This is a genomic window from Brevibacillus borstelensis, assembly GCF_037834415.1.
Classification (GTDB): Bacteria; Bacillota; Bacilli; order Brevibacillales; family Brevibacillaceae; genus Brevibacillus; species Brevibacillus borstelensis_A.
The window spans coordinates 50,444-68,300 of sequence record NZ_JAUMSJ010000020.1 but is presented as its reverse complement, the minus strand read 5'-3'; the positions used below and the strand labels follow the sequence as shown (position 1 = coordinate 68,300).

Annotated in this window: 17 protein-coding genes; 3 read left to right on the top strand and 14 right to left on the bottom strand. The window is 50.2% G+C overall.

Annotated features, from left to right (window positions below; translation table 11 throughout):
- Window positions 1–65 precede the first annotated feature (65 nt).
- Window positions 66–1,460 carry an MFS transporter gene (locus Q3F21_RS16610; RefSeq protein ID WP_340255230.1) on the bottom strand — a complete coding sequence of 465 codons (1,395 nt, stop codon included), beginning with the start codon at window positions 1,458–1,460 and terminating at the stop codon, window positions 66–68.
- A gap of 157 nt (window positions 1,461–1,617) precedes the next feature.
- Complete coding sequence (locus Q3F21_RS16605; protein ID WP_340255228.1) at window positions 1,618–2,397, bottom strand: nuclear transport factor 2 family protein; 780 nt, start codon at window positions 2,395–2,397, stop codon at window positions 1,618–1,620.
- A gap of 264 nt (window positions 2,398–2,661) precedes the next feature.
- On the opposite strand from Q3F21_RS16605, the gene Q3F21_RS16600 reads away from it, so the two are divergent.
- Together Q3F21_RS16600 and Q3F21_RS16595 are read left to right on the top strand one after the other, a co-directional pair.
- Window positions 2,662–3,267 (top strand): TetR/AcrR family transcriptional regulator, encoded by a 606-nt coding sequence (locus Q3F21_RS16600; protein WP_340255225.1) that lies wholly within the window; start codon window positions 2,662–2,664, stop codon window positions 3,265–3,267.
- Window positions 3,227–3,508 (top strand): tyrosine-type recombinase/integrase, encoded by a 282-nt coding sequence (locus tag Q3F21_RS16595; protein WP_425341269.1) that lies wholly within the window; start codon window positions 3,227–3,229, stop codon window positions 3,506–3,508. Before Q3F21_RS16600 ends, Q3F21_RS16595 begins: the two co-directional genes overlap by 41 nt.
- Here Q3F21_RS16595 and sufB read toward each other — a convergent pair.
- From sufB to Q3F21_RS16540, 11 genes are all read right to left on the bottom strand, one after another.
- Window positions 3,505–4,902, bottom strand: coding sequence for a Fe-S cluster assembly protein SufB (sufB, locus tag Q3F21_RS16590; protein ID WP_003392396.1), 1,398 nt, complete (start codon window positions 4,900–4,902; stop codon window positions 3,505–3,507). The two genes, Q3F21_RS16595 and sufB, sit on opposite strands and share 4 nt — an antisense overlap.
- Window positions 4,903–4,922: 20 nt before the next feature.
- Window positions 4,923–5,360, bottom strand: coding sequence for a Fe-S cluster assembly sulfur transfer protein SufU (gene sufU, locus Q3F21_RS16585; protein ID WP_340255222.1), 438 nt, complete (start codon window positions 5,358–5,360; stop codon window positions 4,923–4,925).
- The gene (locus Q3F21_RS16580) at window positions 5,347–6,573 is read right to left on the bottom strand and encodes a SufS family cysteine desulfurase (protein WP_340255219.1); all 1,227 of its coding nucleotides are present in this window, start codon (window positions 6,571–6,573) and stop codon (window positions 5,347–5,349) included. The genes sufU and Q3F21_RS16580 overlap by 14 nt, the downstream gene beginning before the upstream one ends.
- Entirely contained in the window at window positions 6,574–7,872 is a 1,299-nt protein-coding gene (gene sufD / locus Q3F21_RS16575; protein ID WP_340255217.1) for a Fe-S cluster assembly protein SufD, read from the bottom strand.
- A 20-nt stretch (window positions 7,873–7,892) separates the two neighbouring features.
- Window positions 7,893–8,681: a Fe-S cluster assembly ATPase SufC gene (gene sufC / locus Q3F21_RS16570; RefSeq protein WP_340255214.1), complete on the bottom strand. Its 789-nt coding sequence runs from the start codon at window positions 8,679–8,681 to the stop codon at window positions 7,893–7,895.
- A 686-nt stretch (window positions 8,682–9,367) separates the two neighbouring features.
- A complete protein-coding gene (gene pckA, locus Q3F21_RS16565; RefSeq protein WP_340255212.1) occupies window positions 9,368–10,948 on the bottom strand; it encodes a phosphoenolpyruvate carboxykinase (ATP) in 1,581 nt (526 codons plus the stop codon).
- Window positions 10,949–11,226: 278 nt separating this feature from the next.
- Window positions 11,227–11,967, bottom strand: a complete 741-nt coding sequence (locus tag Q3F21_RS16560; RefSeq protein ID WP_340255209.1) for a metallophosphoesterase family protein — start codon at window positions 11,965–11,967, stop codon at window positions 11,227–11,229.
- 43 nt (window positions 11,968–12,010) lie between these two features.
- Window positions 12,011–13,018, bottom strand: a complete 1,008-nt coding sequence (locus Q3F21_RS16555) for an aldo/keto reductase (protein WP_340255207.1) — start codon at window positions 13,016–13,018, stop codon at window positions 12,011–12,013.
- Window positions 13,019–13,076: 58 nt separating this feature from the next.
- Window positions 13,077–13,418 (bottom strand): SCP-2 sterol transfer family protein, encoded by a 342-nt coding sequence (locus tag Q3F21_RS16550; protein ID WP_340255204.1) that lies wholly within the window; start codon window positions 13,416–13,418, stop codon window positions 13,077–13,079.
- A gap of 225 nt (window positions 13,419–13,643) precedes the next feature.
- Window positions 13,644–14,036 (bottom strand): VOC family protein, encoded by a 393-nt coding sequence (locus tag Q3F21_RS16545; protein ID WP_340255201.1) that lies wholly within the window; start codon window positions 14,034–14,036, stop codon window positions 13,644–13,646.
- Between the two features lie 27 nt (window positions 14,037–14,063).
- Window positions 14,064–14,498, bottom strand: coding sequence for a hypothetical protein (locus tag Q3F21_RS16540; RefSeq protein ID WP_340255198.1), 435 nt, complete (start codon window positions 14,496–14,498; stop codon window positions 14,064–14,066).
- Window positions 14,499–14,893: 395 nt separating this feature from the next.
- Here Q3F21_RS16540 and Q3F21_RS16535 point away from each other — a divergent pair, with 395 nt between their 5' ends.
- The gene (locus Q3F21_RS16535) at window positions 14,894–16,945 is read left to right on the top strand and encodes a methyl-accepting chemotaxis protein (protein WP_340255196.1); all 2,052 of its coding nucleotides are present in this window, start codon (window positions 14,894–14,896) and stop codon (window positions 16,943–16,945) included.
- Between the two features lie 136 nt (window positions 16,946–17,081).
- Here Q3F21_RS16535 and Q3F21_RS16530 read toward each other — a convergent pair whose 3' ends face one another.
- Window positions 17,082–17,441, bottom strand: a complete 360-nt coding sequence (locus Q3F21_RS16530; RefSeq protein ID WP_340255193.1) for a hypothetical protein — start codon at window positions 17,439–17,441, stop codon at window positions 17,082–17,084.
- Window positions 17,442–17,857: the final 416 nt, after the last annotated feature.

Below are 17,857 nucleotides of genomic sequence, written 5' to 3'. Positions count from 1 at the left end.
TCCGAGCGACCAAGACACGCAAGGTGAAGTCGCAACGGACACGTTTTTAAAAAAGTTGTGGATGACTATTCGCTATCCATTTTTTCGCCCTTAGCCATTTTAGCTACACGACCGAATTGTACATAATAAAATGCGGCCATCACAACGACCAGAATGGCAAGTACCAGGAAAATGTTGCTATATACGAAAGTAGCTCTATCTTGAGGTATCGGATTTAAGCGAACGGTCGATGTGCCGAAATCCAGCACCTTGCCGATAGCAGCTGTTGATGCAGCCGAAGAAATAAAAGTGATCATGGAGAACAATCCCATTCCTACTCCTATATGCTCTTTTGATAGCGTTCGTGAAACGGTGTTCGACATCGCAATTTGCATGTATGATTGACCAAGGACGCCGAAAATAAGAAAGATCGCAATAAAGACTGGCGACATGCCAACGACTGAAGACAAACAGATGAAACCGATAATAAGAAGTGCTGCTGCTGTATACACAAGAAACGGATTTCCCTTTTCATCAGCTACCTTGCCGCCCCGTCGACCCAAAAACGCGGCCACTAGGGCTGACGGCAACATAACCATTCCGATGAAAACTGGTGACAAATGGTTTACAGAAGAAAGCAACTGAGGTGTAATGAATGGAATAGCAAAGCTAATCCCGATCATTACGAAAGTAATAATAAGACCGAATGAAAACGGTTTGTTTCGAAATATAGCCGGGTTTATGAACGGCGCTGAAGCATAGCGTATACGTAATAAGAAAAAAATGAAAGAAATAGTACCCGCCACGCCAATCCAAATATTTCCGTTTGTTAAAGCCAGTAACAGAATGGCTACTGTGCCCGCCAAAAGTGATCCGCCAATAAAATCCATTTTGCTGGCGACTCCCTTTTCATCATCTAAATATTTCCGATACATTGGCAACGTAAGCAGCGATAAAAGCGAAATCACAAATAAAACCCGCCAGTTCCACGTACTGCTCACCACCCCAGCAATGATCGGACCGAGTGCCGAACCGAGTGCAAACCCGATTGCGACGGTACCCAACGCACGACCGCGCCTTTCGGGTGAAAAGTAACGAACCGGCACGATCATTGCAATCGCCGGAATCACCGATGCACCAGCTGCCTGTACAATTCGTCCCACAATTACCATCCAATATTGAATAGCCACTAAGCCTACAACAGACCCAATTGCAAAAACCAGCAGACCAAACGTCAACAAATTCTTCAAGCTGTATCTGTCTGTCAATTTTCCGTAAGTTACCGAGCCAATTGCATATACAATCATATAGCCCGTGATGATCCAGCTAACTTGCGATGGCGAAAGTTGAAACTGTTTGCTGATAGCCGGAAGTACAACATTAAACATGGTTGCATTCATGACGGAGATAATGAGCGTAAAGACAAGAACGCCAAGTAATAACTCTCCGGTATTCTTTTGAATGCTATGATTGGTTTGCATTGGAATGCCTCATTTCTATAGGACAAAACAGCATTGCTGAAGCAACGCTCCTGTATTCCTTTGATGACAAATTTATCACTCAAGTACATCGTGATGGGACAGACATCGCCGTAATTAAATTCGGCGATGTCTGTCTTGCGATTCAGCTGCACAAAATTCAAAATCTCCCGTTCGAATTCACTCGTTTTTCTGCCGGCAGTATGGCTTCGATTACGTCCCAATGCTCGGCGATCTTTCCATTCTCCACGCGGAACAAATCGTAGAAAGCGGTTGGCTCACCATTAATGAGACCTTCACTCACCGTAAGTACAAAATCGCCTTGACCGATAACCTGATGAATATGCGTATATTGCATTTCAATATGCTGCTCCTCCATTGACTGTACTGCTGCAACGAGACCGGAGAGGCCGTCCGCAATATGTGGATCATGCTGAATGTAGTTATCCCCATCAAAGTAAGAGGTAATCAAGCCCCGGTTCTTCCCAACCATGATATCCTCGACAAAGCTTTTGACATACGCTTTGTTCGCATCCGTCTTGTCGATATCCTTAATCGTGACCGGACCGTCAATCATCGTATGATTGCTTGGCGTCTTTTCCACCATCTCTTGCAAATTGTCCCAATGCTCGACGATCAGCCCATTCTCAAAACGGAAAATATCAAAGCCGATTTTGGGGCCGTGAAAATCATATACGGAATGAAGGGCAACATAATCTCCGTCGACTAACGTGCGCTTTATGCTTACCTTTGTCCCAATCTCCTTTAAATGATCAAGTGCACCAAGCATCGTCTCACGGCCATCGGGCAAGGCCTGATTGTGCTGAATATATTTATCTGGATGAATGTAAGCCTTAATCGCTTCGGGGTTGCCGCTCTCTAAACTTTCCAGCACAGCGATTGCCTTATGGACAAGCTCATTTTGATTATTTACGGTCATTGGAATATCCTCCTCACTTTATAAAAAATTTACATTTCTATTTGCGATGGATCGGCCTAATTTAACTTTATTCACCTCTTTCTATTTGAGTTTATAGTCATTAGATAAATAATGAACGCAGTGTTGTTTATTTATCTGCTGCTCATTATAATGAAGGTTAATTCAACGATCAATATTCAATATTTTTAGTTTTGAAGGATAACAGACCATTCATAAAGCTTTGTCGCTTAACGATTCAAATTTCATTTAGGGGGAACGAAAACAATGAGCAGGAAAACCGATCTAAGGATACTGCGTACGAAACAATCGATTCGAACAGCGTTCTATGAACTTATTCAGGAAAAAGGATATGAAGCGATAACGATCCAGGATATTGCCGATCGGGCTATAATCAATCGAAACACTTTTTATCTTCACTATCAAAATAAACCCGATTTATTAAACACATGTATGGATGAGTTGTTGAGCGAACTAAAGAATGCAGTCATTCTATGTCCAATCCACATGAATCCCTTCAGTATTTCTATACTCGAGATCGTCATGCAAGCAATATTGGAGCACATTTCGAGCAACATCACTTTTTACTATGCCATGTTAATTGAAGAGAATAGAATCTATCAGTTTCGAACGAAAGTGGAAAGTATCATTAAAGATAAACTAAATGAGGGGTGGAATCCTGTTCAGGGAAATTCTCCTTTAGCGATATCTAAGGAATTGCTGCTCGAATTCCTCGTATCGTCTTTCATGGGGATTGTCATTTGGTGGATTAAAAACGATCGGCCTCTTCCTGCGGGTGAAGTTTCATTTCAGTTTAGCAGAATCGTTGCCTATGGGCATTTTAAAGCAGCCGGCATCGCCGTTGAGGAATAAAATTAGCGCCCTCAGGCATACCCACGCAGTACATCTCCTCGAAGCTGGCGCCAATATAAAATACGTGTCCGAGCGACTAGGGCACGCAAGCGTGAAAGTCACTGCGGACACGTATCTACATGTTACCAAGAAATTGAGGATGAAGCTCTATCCCTTTACGAAAGGTACGTTCAAATTTAGGGGGCAAAGTGGGGGAAAAGCCCATTTCGGGAGCCGGAAACCCTTGTGGCCCAAGGGTTAACCGATACTGCCCTCCATTTCGAATTTGATCAGACGGTTCATCTCGACAGCATACTCCATCGGCAGTTCTTTCGTGAACGGCTCGATGAAGCCCATGACGATCATCTCAGTCGCTTCGGCTTCCGAGAGGCCGCGGCTCATCAGGTAGAAAAGCTGGTCTTCCGACACCTTGGAGACAGTCGCCTCGTGCTCCAGCGTGATGTTGTCGTTCATGATTTCGTTGTACGGAATTGTGTCCGAGGTGGACAGTTTATCCAGGATCAGCGTATCGCACTTGATGTTCGACTTGGAGCCTTCCGACTTGCGGCCGAACTGAGCCAGTCCGCGATACGTTACTTTTCCGCCATCGCGAGAGATGGATTTGGAAATAATGGTGGACGTGCAGTCCGGAGCCAGGTGGATCATTTTCGCACCTGCGTCCTGATGCTGTCCTTTGCCTGCTACGGCGATAGAAAGAACGGTACCTTTGGCACGCGGTCCTTTCATGATCACCGCAGGGTATTTCATCGTCAGCTTGGAACCGATGTTGCCGTCGATCCACTCCATGTTGGCGTCGGCGTATGCGACCGCGCGTTTGGTGACGAGGTTGTATACGTTGTTGGACCAGTTTTGGATGGTCGTATAACGGCAGCGAGCGCGTTCCTTGACGATGATTTCAACGACTGCGGAGTGCAGGGAGTCTGTGCTGTAGATCGGTGCGGTGCAGCCCTCTACGTAGTGCACGAACGCATCCTCATCGACGATGATCAGCGTGCGCTCGAACTGCCCCATGTTCTCCGAGTTGATGCGGAAGTACGCTTGCAGCGGCGTTTCTACCTTGACGCCTTTTGGCACGTAGATAAAGGAACCGCCGGACCATACCGCGGAGTTCAGCGCCGCGAACTTGTTGTCCGCCGGCGGGATGACTGTCGCGAAGTACTCCTTCACGATGTCAGGGTACAGCTTCACGGCAGAGTCCATGTCACAGAAGAGAACACCCAGTTTTTCCAGGTCTTCCTGCATGTTGTGGTACACGACTTCGGATTCGTACTGGGCGGATACGCCGGCCAGGAACTTCTGCTCGGCTTCCGGAATTCCCAGCTTGTCGAAGGTCGCCTTGATTTCTTCAGGCACTTCGTCCCAGCTGCGGCCCGCTTTTTCAGACGGCTTCACGTAGTAGGTGATTTCGTCAAAGTTGAGGTCGTCCAGATCGCCGCCCCATTTCGGCATGGGCAGCTTTTCAAAGATTTCCAGTGATTTCAGGCGGAATTCCAGCATCCATTCCGGTTCTTCCTTGATGCGGGAGATTTCCTCCACGATCTCGCGAGTCAGACCCTTTTTGGTACGGAAAATGGAGACGTCCTTGTCGTGAAAGCCGTACTGGTATTCCTGTATTTCCGGGGCTTTTTTCGCCATGTGATTTCACTCCTTACGATTTATTCATGCCCTGCCTGCTTGATTCCCTGCTCCAGCGCCTTCCAAGCGAGCGTCGCGCATTTGATGCGTGCCGGGAATTTCGTTACGCCGGAGAGCGCCTCGATGTCTCCCAGATCAACAGAGTCGTCGATTTCCTTTCCTTGCATCAGGTCGGAAAAGATCTGAGCCAGCTTGAGCGCTTCCTCAACAGGCTTTCCCTTGACTGCGTCCGTCATCATCGAAGCGGATGACATGCTGATGGAGCAGCCTTCTCCTAGGAACTTGGCATCCGAGACAATTCCGTCCTCCACTTTCAAAGAGAGCGAAATGCTGTCGCCACAAGTCGGATTGTTCAAATTGACGATGAGTCCTTCCGATTCCTCCAGCTTGCCGCGGTTGCGCGGTTTCTGGTAGTGGTCCATAATCACGCGGCGGTACAGATCATCAAGAGAAGACATTGCCGAAAAACTCCTTCGCCTTTTTCAAGCCCGACAGGAAGACATCCACTTCTTCTTCGGTGTTGTACAGATAGAAGCTGGCGCGCGCACTTGCCGTGACATTCAGCCAGCGCATCAGCGGCTGGGCGCAGTGGTGACCCGCCCGGATGGCAATCCCGTGGCTGTCGAGCACTGTGGCCAGATCATGCGGATGAACCTGCGACAGGTTGAAAGTGATTAAACTGCTGCGGTCTTGCTTGGGGCCGTAAACGGAAACCCCGTCCATTTCGAGCATTTGCTCCATCGCGTACGCCACCAGCTTTTTCTCGTGGCGCTCGATTTCTTCCATGCCGATCTCCTGCAAAAAGTCGATCGCCGCGCCGAGGCCGATCGCGCCGGCGATGATCGGCGTGCCGCCTTCAAACTTCCACGGCAGCTCCTTCCAGGTAGAGTCATACAGCTCTACATAGTCGATCATCTCGCCGCCAAATTCCATCGGCTCGGTTTTCTCCAGAAGCTCGCGTTTGCCGTACAGCACGCCAATCCCGGTCGGTCCGCACATCTTGTGAGCGGAAAACGAGTAGAAATCGCAATCCAGGTCTTGCACGTCGACCTTCGTGTGCGGCGCTCCTTGCGCTCCGTCGACAAACAGGACAGCGCCGTGCTGGTGGGCGATTTGCGCGATTTCCTTGATCGGCGTCGTATCGCCCAGCACGTTGGAAATATGGTGAATGGCTACGATTTTCGTGTTGTCGGTTATGGTTTCCCTGACAGCATCCAGTGTGACTGTACCGTCCTCTGCCAGCGGAATGAATTTGAAGGTAGCTCCGGTCGCCTTTGCCGCCTGCTGCCAAGGGATGAAGTTGCTGTGATGCTCGACCAGAGTGGTCACAATTTCATCGCCTGGCTTGAGAGTGGCGCGAGCGTACCCGTGCGCCACCGTATTTACCGCAGTTGTTGTCCCCCGCGTAAATACAATCTCTGCCGTTTCACGGGCATTCACGAAGGCGCGCACCTTTTCGCGTGCCTCTTCAAATCTGTCCGTGGCCCTGCTTCCAAGCGTATGAACGCCGCGATGCACATTGGAGTTGACCTCCTTGTAATACGCATCAATTGCTTCGATGACTTGAATCGGCTTTTGCGAGGTGGCCCCATTGTCCAAATACACCAGCGGGTGGCCATTTACCTCTTGGTGAAGAATGGGAAAGTATTTCCGAAGCTCCTTGGCATTCATTTAACCCAACTTCCTTTCGAGCGCCTGACGAAGCCGGTTGCGAACCTCTTCAACCGGAATCTCGGCTACGACAGGGTCCAGGAAGCCCAGGATAATCAGGCGTTCTGCCTCCTGACGGTTGATTCCCCGAGACATCAGGTAGTAGATGCTCTCTTCGCTGACGCGGCCTACGGACGCTGCGTGGCCCGCCTTTACATCATCCTCGTCGATCAGCAGGATGGGGTTGGCGTCCCCGCGCGCTTTTTCGCTCAGCATGAGAATGTTCTCAGCCTGTACGCCATTTGCCTTTTCGGCGCCTTTTTCGATTTTGGTGATTCCGTTCAAAATGCTGGTCGCTTCATCCGTCATGACGGCTTTGCTGACCATGTCAGACTCGGAATGGGTTCCGATGTGCTGTACTTGGGATGTCAGGTTTTGACGCTGGGAACCGGTTCCTACAGAGATGCTCTTGGTCTCGGCGATCGAACCGACCCCTTGGAGGATGGTCGTGTTGTTTGCCACGGTGTTTCCGTCGTTCATCTCGCCCAAGATCCACTCCATCTTGCCGTCGCGGTCCACGCTGGCGCGGCGGAAAGAGTAGTCGTGCACTTCGGTGGAAAGGGAACGAACGGATGCGACTTGCACGGTTGCTCCTGCGCCTACATATACTTCAACGACGCTGTTTGCCACCATGTTCTTGCCTTCGCCGGATACATACGTGTCCACGTAGGTAACCTTGCTGTGGGCTTCCGCCACGATCAACACATGCGGGCAGACCAGCGCATCATCGCCTGCCACTTCAAATACGGCTTGCACAGGCACGCTGACTTCCACGTTTTTGGGAACGTAGAGGAAGACGCCGCCGTTGACCACTGCCGTGTGCAGCGCGGTCAGCTTGTGCTCATCATATTGTACGACAGTGCCCAGGTATTTTTGCACGAGTTCGCCGTGCTCTTTCAGCGCGGTGGCCAAATCGGTAAAAATAACGCCTTTGTTCTTTAAGTCTTCGTCAGCAGACTGAAAAACGACGGAAGCGTTTTTCTGCACGACCAGACTTTTTACGCTATCTGCATCGATTTGTCCCTTGACCAGATCGTCCAGCTCTTGGGCGGTCGCCACTTTGCCGGAGGTTTGAAACGGCACAAACTGATCGATATTCCATTTGTCTATTTTCGTTTTCTCCAAAACGGGCAGTTGCAACTCGCCCGCTGCCTTCAGGCCGGCCAAGCGCTTTTCCAAAAACCATGCAGGTTCAGAATTAGCCTTGGAGAACTCGGTGATCGCTTCGGAATCGAAGCGGAGCTGTATATCTACACTCATCTCACTGCTGCCTCCTTCTCTTACACGTTTGCGTTGACGGTTTCATCGACGATGCCGAGTTCTTCCTTGATCCAGTCGTAGCCTTCCGCCTCCAGGCGTTCAGCCAGCTCAGGACCACCGGACTTCACGATTCGTCCTTGCATCATTACGTGTACGAAGTCAGGCTTGACGTAGTTCAAGAGGCGCTGGTAGTGGGTAATGATCAGGAAGCCGCGATCAGCGGAACGCATTGCATTTACGCCGTTCGCTACCACTTTCAGCGCGTCGATGTCGAGACCGGAGTCGATTTCGTCGAGAATGCAAATGGCAGGCTCGATCATCATCATTTGCAGGATCTCGTTGCGCTTCTTCTCACCGCCGGAGAAGCCTTCGTTCAGATAACGGTGGGCAAAAGCTTCGTCCATTTCGAGGGCGCCCATTTTCTTGTCCAACTCGCGGATGAACTTCATCAGCGAAATTTCATTGCCTTCGCCGCGGCGCGCGTTGATCGCAGAGCGCAGAAAGTCCGTGTTGGTCACACCGCTGATCTCGGACGGATACTGCATAGCCAGGAACAGGCCTGCGCGTGCGCGCTCGTCCACTGCCATTTCCAGAACGTCTTCGCCGTTGAGGACTACTTCTCCATCGGTTACTTCGTATTTCGGGTGGCCCATCAAAGTGGAAGCCAAGGTGGATTTCCCTGTCCCGTTCGGTCCCATGATCGCGTGCACTTCGCCGCCTTTGATCTCGAGGTTGAGACCTTTGATGATTTCCTTGTCTTCAATCTTGGCGCGTAGGTTTTTTATCTGTAAATGCGGTACTGCTGTCATTTTCTTTTCCCTCCATGACACTCAAAAATGAGTTGACTTATTCTCAATCCATTCTCAATACCCATCTTATAATAAGAATAATTATAAATCAAGGAATGAAACATATCTGTAATTTTTAAATCATTATATTTAGAAAGTACCTCCTCGTTGACCGGGCATTTGCTTATTTTGGCTGATTTTGGAGAAATCATGCTGATTGCTTCCAAAGTGGCTGTAGAGCTGGTTTTTTTGGTGTCGCCCGGGCTTGGGTGGTGGAGATGAAAAAGGAGAAAAACGCTCAAGGTACGGTGGGACACTTTCTTGGGTTATACTGTCCGGCTGTATTCGAAAAGCGGAACCGCGTCCAAAAGCAGCGCATTCAGGATGCTTCTCAGAGTTGGACGCTAAAAGCGTGTTCCGCTTTTCGAATGCAGCCTGGGTAGGTGTCCCAAAGACTTTCGCGTTTTTCTCCTTTTTCATCTCTACAGCTTGATTGGTCGACCGTAACTTTATTTTGCAAGCTAATTCAAGAAGGGCTGTTCCTCTTGCAACAGTTTGAACCGTTGCAGAGGGACAGCCCCAGGCATTTCTGATATTTCTTCATTTCTTGCATTGCCGGATTACAGGTTGCCTTTACCTGCACATTACCGACTTAACGTTGCCATACATATTCCCTATTCATTATTCCCTGTTCCTTATTCCTTGTCTTACTGAACCTTCGGACCTGCGGCAGCGATTTCGGCGGCATTCGGGAACTTCTTCTGGAAGTTTTCGATGAAGCGGCTTGCCAGATCGCGGGCCTGCTTGTCGTAGGCGTCTTTGTCCTCCCACGTGTTGCGCGGGAGCAGGACTTCCGCCGGGACGTTCGGGCAGGAGGTTGGCACTTGCACGCCGAATGTCGGGTCTGCCGCATAGTCGACGTTGGCCAGTTCGCCGTTCAGGGCAGCGGTGACCATTGCGCGGGTGTAGGAAAGCTTCATGCGTTTTCCTACGCCGACCGGTCCGCCGGTCCATCCGGTATTGACCAGGTACACCTGCACATCGCGCTCATCGATCTTTTTCCCCAGCATTTCTGCATACACTACCGGGTGCAGCGGCAGGAACGGGGAACCGAAGCAGGTGGAGAATTCGGTCTGCGGAGTAGTCACGCCGCGCTCTGTTCCAGCCATTTTGCTCGTGTATCCGGACAGGAAATGGTACATCGCCTGTTCTCTTGTCAGTTTGGAGATTGGCGGGAGCACTCCAAACGAGTCCGCTGTCAGGAAAATGATCACTTTCGGCTGGCCGCCGACACCCGGGATCACAGCACCCGGAATGACATCGACCGGATAGGCTGCCCGCGTATTTTCCGTGTACTTGTCGCTGTCGTAATCAGCCACGCGCGTCTCGGAATCGACATCCACGTTCTCCAGCACCGTACCGAACTGGATCGCCTTCCAGATTTGCGGTTCGCCTTCTTCGGACAGTCCGATGCACTTGGCGTAGCAGCCTCCCTCGATGTTGAACACGCCGTTGTCAGACCAGCCGTGCTCGTCGTCGCCGATCAGGAATCGGTCCGGGTCGGCGGAAAGCGTGGTTTTTCCTGTTCCCGACAGACCGAAGAAAAGAGCCACATCTCCGTCTTTGCCTACGTTTGCCGAGCAGTGCATGGAGAGAACGTTTTGCTCAGGCAAAAGCAGGTTCATCACGCTGAAAATAGACTTCTTCATCTCGCCGGCGTATTCGGTTCCGCCGATCAGAACGGTTTTTTGCTCGAAGCTGATGATGATGAACGTCTCCGAGTTGGTGCCGTGCACTTCCGGATTTGCCTCGAAGGTAGGCGCGTATACGACGGTAAACTCCGCTTTATGAGCAGCCAGCTCTTCCAGCCTCGGACGGATAAACAGCTGGCGGGCAAACAGATTGTGCCAGGCGTATTCATTGACCACCCGGATCGGCAGGCGGTAGGTTTCGTCCGCTCCGGCAAAGCCGTCGAAGACAAACAGTTCCTTTGTTTGCAGATGCTCCATGACATCCTGGTACAGCGCCTGGAATTTCTCCGGAGTGATCGGCTGGTTCACAGGCCCCCAGTTTACCTTATCGTGTACGGATGCTTCGTCCACTACGAATTTGTCCTTCGGGGAACGGCCAGTAAACTTACCTGTCAACGCGTTGAACGCCCCTCTGTCCGTCATGATGCCTTCGCCGCGCTGTACCGCCATCTCAACGAGCCTTGCGACTGGCAAGTTTGCGTGCACCTTTGTATTTGCCAGTACGTCAGTAAGCTTGCGAACCGTCTTGGTTTCCATGTGTGAACGATCTCCTTCCCGTATCTATCCGTTAACATGTTTTTTCATCATCGGTTGATTTGCAATTAGTATATCACATTTGATGAAATAAGCCACAAGATTTTAATTTTTAGGTGTGAAGAAAATGTGAAGGCTCGTCCCGCAAACCCAAGGTCCCCTTTATTATATGACACTTGCCGAAAAACAACATTCTCGTAAAACAGGGGAATTGTGGAGAATTTGAGAAAAGGATAGAACAGTAAACCGCCTCTGACGACTCTATCCCACATCCCCAGCCTTTACTGCTCTTTCTCCAGGTTCACAAATGTCTTGGTCCGGACCACGTGAACCTCGTACCCATCCGGCTTAATCTCCAGACAGTTTAGTTGAGATCCGAACACACAGGCACCATCGATCCCGATCTTCCCTGCGCCAAACCAGACATCCGGCTTTTCATGCAGCGTGCTGCAAGTCGTATGGCCGAACACAACCGTTCGCGCCTCCTTTACCGGCTGATGATAAAAGGCATCCCTGATCCAGATCATCTCGTAGGGAGGGGTCTCCCTCCAGTCCTCGTACGCCGGATTGATGCCCGCGTGCACAAAAATATGCTTCTCTGTCTCGTAAAAATAGGGCAATTGCTGCAAAAACGCGATCTCCTCCGCATAGTGCTCCAAAATGTATTCTCTGGCGCTTTGGAGCAGCTCGTCCGTCACTCCGTTTGAAAACCAGTCGGAGCCGCAAAAGCTCTCCAGCGTAGCCTTGCCCCCGTTCCGCAAATACCTTTCCGTCTTTTGCGGCTCGCTGTTGTAGAGAAATTCAAGGAACATCTCATCGTGATTTCCTTTGATGGCAATGGCTCCATGCTTCTCTGCCAGTTCTTTTACCCGTCGCACGACTTCCTTGCTTTTATAGCCCCGGTCAATGTAATCCCCGAGCAAAATCAGCCTGTCGGAATCGGGGTCAAACGAAATTTGTTCCAGCATGTCACAAAATTCATCATACATTCCGTGAATATCACTTATGGCAAATGTCCTCACTTGTCTAAATCTCCTCTTATGCTTTTCTCGTTTCTCGCCATTTCTAATCCATGGCCCTGCGAATTTCCGCCTGGATCGGCAGATGATACGGACACGCTTGCTGGCAGAGCGGCTGGACCCTGCACGGCTCGTACGTCAGACACTGGGCAAACTTGTCGGCTGACTGCCGCCACATCAGTTCCCCCGCTTCCAAAAGGCCGTATCTCTGACGATACCTCGACGGGATCAACGTATCGGGAATCCGTATCCCCAGAGGACACGAGCAATAGTTGCAGCGCCTGCAGCCGTGCTCATCCAAGCCTTCGGCCATTTCCTCCAAAACGGCCCGTTCCTCTGCTTCCACACTTCTCTTTAGTGCGGCAATGTTGGCGTCTACCTCCGCGATGCTCTGCATCCCCGAGAGCACGACATGAGCTGATGACGAGGCTGAATAGCGCAGCGACTCCGTTACCTTTGACAGAAAGGGACCGGAAATCGGCTTCATTGCGATCATCCCGGCGTTCAGCGATTCAGCCATCGGCATCAGCTCCCGTTTGGCAAAGGGCTGTACCATGCTCAAATGAAAAAGCACGGTTGCAAACGGATAATCCTGAAGCCAGCGAGCAAGCAGCTCCGGACGATGGCCGGTGATCCCGATGTGCCCGATGTATCCCTTGGCCTGCAGTTCCTCCGCTGCTCGTATGGCCCCGTCTGCCCCCCTGACCTCCCTGTACTCCTTGGGGTAGTTTACGTAGTGGATTTGCAAAATGTCCACATAATCGGTACGCAACCGGCGGAGGCTTTGTTCGATCTCCTGCTTTGCCTCCTCATAGCTGCGCTTCATCGTCTTCGTCGCCAGCACGTACTCGGAGCGGCGATGGCTGACCGCGCTCCCCAGCTTCTCCTCGCTGTCTCCGTACCCAGCGGCGGTATCGATATACGTAATGCCCCGGTCAAGCGCATGGTTGATTACGCGATCCGCTTCCTCATGGCTGATGGCCCTGAGGCGCATAGCGCCAAAGCCCAGCTCCGATACAGGCAGCCCTGTTTTCCCCAGTATGTTTGTCCTCACGCCCATGTACCTCCCTGGGATATTATAGCATGCCGCCAAAAAAGAAGCGCCGCTTCGCTCACGAGCACGCAAGGCGAAGCAGCGCATCGAGTTTCAATTGGTCCCGCAGCGGTCCTTTGATGGAAACGGACTGCCTGGCACTGACGTAGAGCAGTTCATCCCCGGCAAACAGCCTTTGCAAGTCGCGTTCCTGCCCGCTCACGATCAAATGAACCGGCTCCTGCCACTCGGCGCTGGCGATTCCGCTCCGGGTAAAGCGCAGGCAATGACGAGATTGCGCATCCTCGGCCACAATGCCTACGCATCTCTCCCAGCCGCCTGTAATGCTCTTCAGGTAAGCCTTTCCTGCTATCTGACCGGCTACCCGCTCCAGCAAGCGATCCAAACTTCCTCCAGCCATTCGCTCCGCCCCCTTTTCCTTCTTCCCTCAAGGTTCAAGGCAGGCTGAGTCGAATCCTTTGGCGAGAAGTAAGAGGCGTTGTCGGTCCCTGTCAAACAGCACCTCTTTTTCTCGACATGTCCTAGCTTGCCCGAAAATGCTTGGCGAGCTTTGGCCTTGCAGCATACAAAAAAGACACCTGTTGCCAGACGCCGCAGCATCTCCCAAAGGTGTCTGTCCGTATCTCTATTCATCCAGCTCGTCTTTATCCAGCCGGACCTCCAAATGATGTCCATCCGGCGTTTCAAAGTAAAGGTTGAAGCTGGTCGGACGCGCAATCGGTCCGCGATAGCAAATATTTTCCGCTTCCAGCTTGTCAACAAGGTAGTCCAACTCAGCACGGCTGGTCAGAGAAAAAGCGATATGGTCCACTTGCCCGACTCCGTTTTTCCCTTCCTCGCCCTCATAGGCATGGAGGCCAATCCGTGTGTAAGTGCCAATTTGAAAGTAGATAGGCGCTCCTTCTGCGATGTCTTCTTCCGGGATGGGAACTTCCAAAATATCCTTAAAAAAACGAGCTACCTTCACCACATCCTGACAATTTAGCGCGATGTGATGCACGCCTTTCAAATGAAACATTTACACTGCCTCCCACGTCAACTCAGGTCACGCGCTGCGCTTTGACATTTCCTTACGTCTGTTGTATTGCTTCAAACGATCGCTAAGTCGTTTGAGCCTGAGCATCAGCGCTTCACGCCAGTCGTCGTCATTTAGTTCTTTTGCGACACCCAGCAAATCAAGCGAGATATCAATCTGATGCTTCAGCACCTCGGCGAAGCTGCCCGCTTCATCCGTCATGCTACAATTCTCAAACAACTCGGATGTATTGTCAACACTCACGAAATCAGCAAAGTCAACTTCCGGTGCCCGATCCCCTTGCGCGTATTCGACCAAGATTTCGTATTCTCCCTCAATCGAAGGGTGAACCTCTATTCTATCACAAACCGGACAAAACATGATCGGCACGTTGTGAACCAGCGTCTTGTAATGACGAACCGAGCCTATTGAGCCTATCATTCCGGCACCACAGCAAAAACTCATGCCTCTCCCTCCTTTTTGCCAAACAAAACATATGACCATTTCCCTCGCTTAAAAGAGGGACAAAAGTCCCGACCACAATCTGATTTCTATTTTTTTGCAAAAAATCGCCCATGCAATTTTATCAAAAAAAAGTTTTTGCGGCCTTTTGTCTGTATCACATTGTAGCGCACAAGAAGCTATCGTCTCTAGTCGAAAATCATACCAGTTTGCAAAGGATGGAACGTATTTCTATTGTAGCGAAAAATATCTGGATTGACCATCGTTTTCTGACTAATTTGAACATTTTACCAGTAATAGTCCAAAACTACCATTTTTATATAGTCCGATAGATTCAAGGGTTTCAACCTTCCACAGATTGGGAATAGAATATCGACCCTTGTAGAAGGAGAGATACCATGTTTCGTTTCAAAAGCATACGTACTCGAACCCTCACGATCATGCTTCCAGTGATCATTGGAACGTTGGCTCTCGTAATGGGAGTTTCCGCATTTACCGCGCATTCCCTTTTAACCGAAGAAATCGGAGAGAAGATGCGGCAAGAGCTGGGCATGGTCAGTGCGCGAATTGAAAGCCAGCTGGAATCGCACGGGAAAGTGACCGAAGCTTTGGCAAAGACCGTTGAAATTTCTCCGTCCTCCTACAAGCTGCAAGACCTGCACGCTCTGCTTAAAAAGACTGTTCCTTTGCATGAAACGTCATTTGGGATGGGCATCTTTATGGAACCGTACAGATACGATCCTGCCATTCAATATTTCTCTACATATGGACAACGCTCCCAAAACTCCGTCTCTATGACCGAGGAATACAACGATCCGGGCTACGGCTATACCAATCAGGAATGGTATAAGAACGGTGCAGCTGCAGATAAGTCCTTCGTCTTTTCGCGACCGTATTACGATGAAAAGATGAAAGCCGCGCTGATTACCGTTACAGCCCCTTTCCACGATGAGAACGGCAAGCTGATGGGCGTCGCGACCGATGACCTTGAACTGGGAAGCATCCAGAAAATGATCTCTGGGATAAAAGTGGGAGAGACAGGCTGGGCATTTTTAATCGACAGCGGGGGCACCTATCTTTCGTTCCCCGATTCTTCCAAGCTGCTGAAAGCGAATATTGCTGCTGACGAGAACGCTTCTTTGGCGGCAATCGGCCGAACTTTACTGGACGACCCCCAAGGGAAAACCGCCTTTTCAGACCAAAACGGCAAAAATACGGTCTACTTTCAAGAGATCCCTCAGACGGACTGGACATTGGCGCTCGTGATGCCGGATTCGGAGCTGTTGTCACCTGTACGCTCGCTTCTCTGGAAGCTTTCTTTAACCAGCGTCGCCGGAATTCTCGTCCTGGTGTTGGTCATTCATTTCTTCAGCCGCTATCTGGCCCGGCAGCTGGACAAAACGAACAGACTTTCGCAGTCTTTGGCTTCAGGAGATTTCACAGCGACGATTCAATTGGACACGGCTGACGAGTTGGGACAAATGGCAAACCGGTTTAATGAGATGACCGCCACCTTGCGCGAGACCCTTCAGCGTGTCAGTTTTCACTCCGAGCAAGTAGCAGCCACCTCTGAGCAGCTGACTGCCAGCGCCCAGCAGACCAGTCAGGCTACCGAACAGATCGCCGAAGCCGTCCAGGATATCGCCTACGGAGCGGATAAACAAGCAGAAGCCACCTCTCGGGGCACGGAGATCGTCACGCAGATCGCTTCCCATATCTCGCAAATCGGGGAAGCCGTAAAAACAGTCACCGGATCTACCTCCACGGTGCGGGACCAGGCAGCCGAAGGAAATCAGATGGCGAGCAAAGCGGTGGAGCAGATGCATCTGATCGAAGGGCAGATGGCCCGCACTTCCGATGTGGTCAACGTTCTCGGTCAACGCTCCCAGGAAATCGGGCAAATGATCGCCTTGATCACGGATATCGCCGCCCAGACCAACCTGCTTGCGCTCAACGCCGCGATCGAAGCCGCCCGGGCAGGAGAACAGGGCCGCGGATTTGCCGTTGTTGCCGACGAGGTCCGCAAGCTGGCGGAACAGACGGCGGCTTCTGCCGATCAGGTCCACCGCATCGTGACAGACATTCAAAGCGACACGACCGCCGTCATCGCCGCCATGGAAAACGGCTCTCACGTCTTGCAGGAAGGAATGACCTATGTGCGGACCACGGGACAAGCCTTCGAACAGATTTCACAGTCTACCCGCGTTCTGTTTGGCCAGACCGATGAAGTCTCGTCTTATATGGCGGAAATCGGCAAGCAGATGGAGACGATGATTGAGGCCATCCAGGAAATCTCAAGGATCTCGGAGCAGTCCTCCGGCAACACCCAGACAGTAGCCGCCGCTGCCGAAGAGCAGAACGCTTCGATGCAGGAGATCTCCGCCGCTTCCGCGATGCTGGCCCGGATGGCAACGGAGCTGTATGACTCGATTCGTTCGTTTAAGTTGTAGGGCTGGTGACTAGGATAGGTTGGCAGATGTCCGTTTGCAAAGAAGGTCATGAGAGGCGCAGATGCTCTCATGACCTTTTGGTTTTGTATGCTAGTAATGGTTGTCGAAGTCTACACAAAAATCTTGACAGACCCTGCTAACCGTTTTGATGATCTTTTTTTGCCAAATAAATGGCAACAGCTAATTTAATTTGAAATATTTTACTTAGACCTTTTTGGAACTCCTTAAAATTATAAGTTTCAATTATAGGGGCTTCACAATGATTGATTCTACTAATTTCAACTTTAGCAATTTTATCAAGATCAATTAAGATAGTGAATATATCCTCACATTGTTCTGGTGTCCAATTTAAAATATATGCAGTTTTCATATCGCCAAAAGTATTCCTTAACTCCTTCAATATTGCTTTTTCTTTATCGCCTTGAGCCATAATAATATTGGACGCAGCTAATTCTTTTCTGAACTCCTGTTCCTGTTTACTTCCTATTAGTTTCATTTAATCACCCCTGGAGTAGCAGTAACTAGATTGCCATGCTTATCAGTTAAAACATTCATTATGTTAGTAGGAGAACCACTAAACTTATCAATACCTATCTCAGAGTTTAAAGTAACTTCCCTGACATATCTGGCCTGTAATTGAGTTGTCCCATCCGGCAATTTTATTTCCGCTTTTAATACTCGTGAAACTGGTGTGTTAACAACTTCTTTACTTTGAAGAATGGTCTTTAATTCATCTGGCGTAACTGTAAATCGGGAAGATTATCCTCTTTTTCCATATGGTAGCATTTGGGTGAAAAGGCTACATCCAGCAAAAGCATGAAAATCTAGTGGGTACAACGGATTAGGAGAAGGGCTCTTATGTATACAAACAGGAAAAGGCCGGGGATATGTCCCTGGCCTTTTGGCTTGATA

Coding starts and splice junctions, on each gene's coding strand:
- Q3F21_RS16545 (WP_340255201.1), bottom strand. CDS start 14,036: ATGTTTCATTTGAAAGGCGTGCATCACATCGCGCTAAATTGTCAGGAT.
- Q3F21_RS16550 (WP_340255204.1), bottom strand. CDS start 13,418: ATGGCTGGAGGAAGTTTGGATCGCTTGCTGGAGCGGGTAGCCGGTCAG.
- sufB (WP_003392396.1), bottom strand. CDS start 4,902: ATGGCGAAAAAAGCCCCGGAAATACAGGAATACCAGTACGGCTTTCAC.
- Q3F21_RS16600 (WP_340255225.1), top strand. CDS start 2,662: ATGAGCAGGAAAACCGATCTAAGGATACTGCGTACGAAACAATCGATT.
- Q3F21_RS16610 (WP_340255230.1), bottom strand. CDS start 1,460: ATGCAAACCAATCATAGCATTCAAAAGAATACCGGAGAGTTATTACTT.
- pckA (WP_340255212.1), bottom strand. CDS start 10,948: ATGGAAACCAAGACGGTTCGCAAGCTTACTGACGTACTGGCAAATACA.
- sufC (WP_340255214.1), bottom strand. CDS start 8,681: ATGACAGCAGTACCGCATTTACAGATAAAAAACCTACGCGCCAAGATT.
- Q3F21_RS16595 (WP_425341269.1), top strand. CDS start 3,227: ATGGGCATTTTAAAGCAGCCGGCATCGCCGTTGAGGAATAAAATTAGC.
- sufU (WP_340255222.1), bottom strand. CDS start 5,360: ATGTCTTCTCTTGATGATCTGTACCGCCGCGTGATTATGGACCACTAC.
- Q3F21_RS16540 (WP_340255198.1), bottom strand. CDS start 14,498: ATGAGTTTTTGCTGTGGTGCCGGAATGATAGGCTCAATAGGCTCGGTT.
- Q3F21_RS16535 (WP_340255196.1), top strand. CDS start 14,894: ATGTTTCGTTTCAAAAGCATACGTACTCGAACCCTCACGATCATGCTT.
- Q3F21_RS16580 (WP_340255219.1), bottom strand. CDS start 6,573: ATGAATGCCAAGGAGCTTCGGAAATACTTTCCCATTCTTCACCAAGAG.
- sufD (WP_340255217.1), bottom strand. CDS start 7,872: ATGAGTGTAGATATACAGCTCCGCTTCGATTCCGAAGCGATCACCGAG.
- Q3F21_RS16530 (WP_340255193.1), bottom strand. CDS start 17,441: ATGAAACTAATAGGAAGTAAACAGGAACAGGAGTTCAGAAAAGAATTA.
- Q3F21_RS16605 (WP_340255228.1), bottom strand. CDS start 2,397: ATGACCGTAAATAATCAAAATGAGCTTGTCCATAAGGCAATCGCTGTG.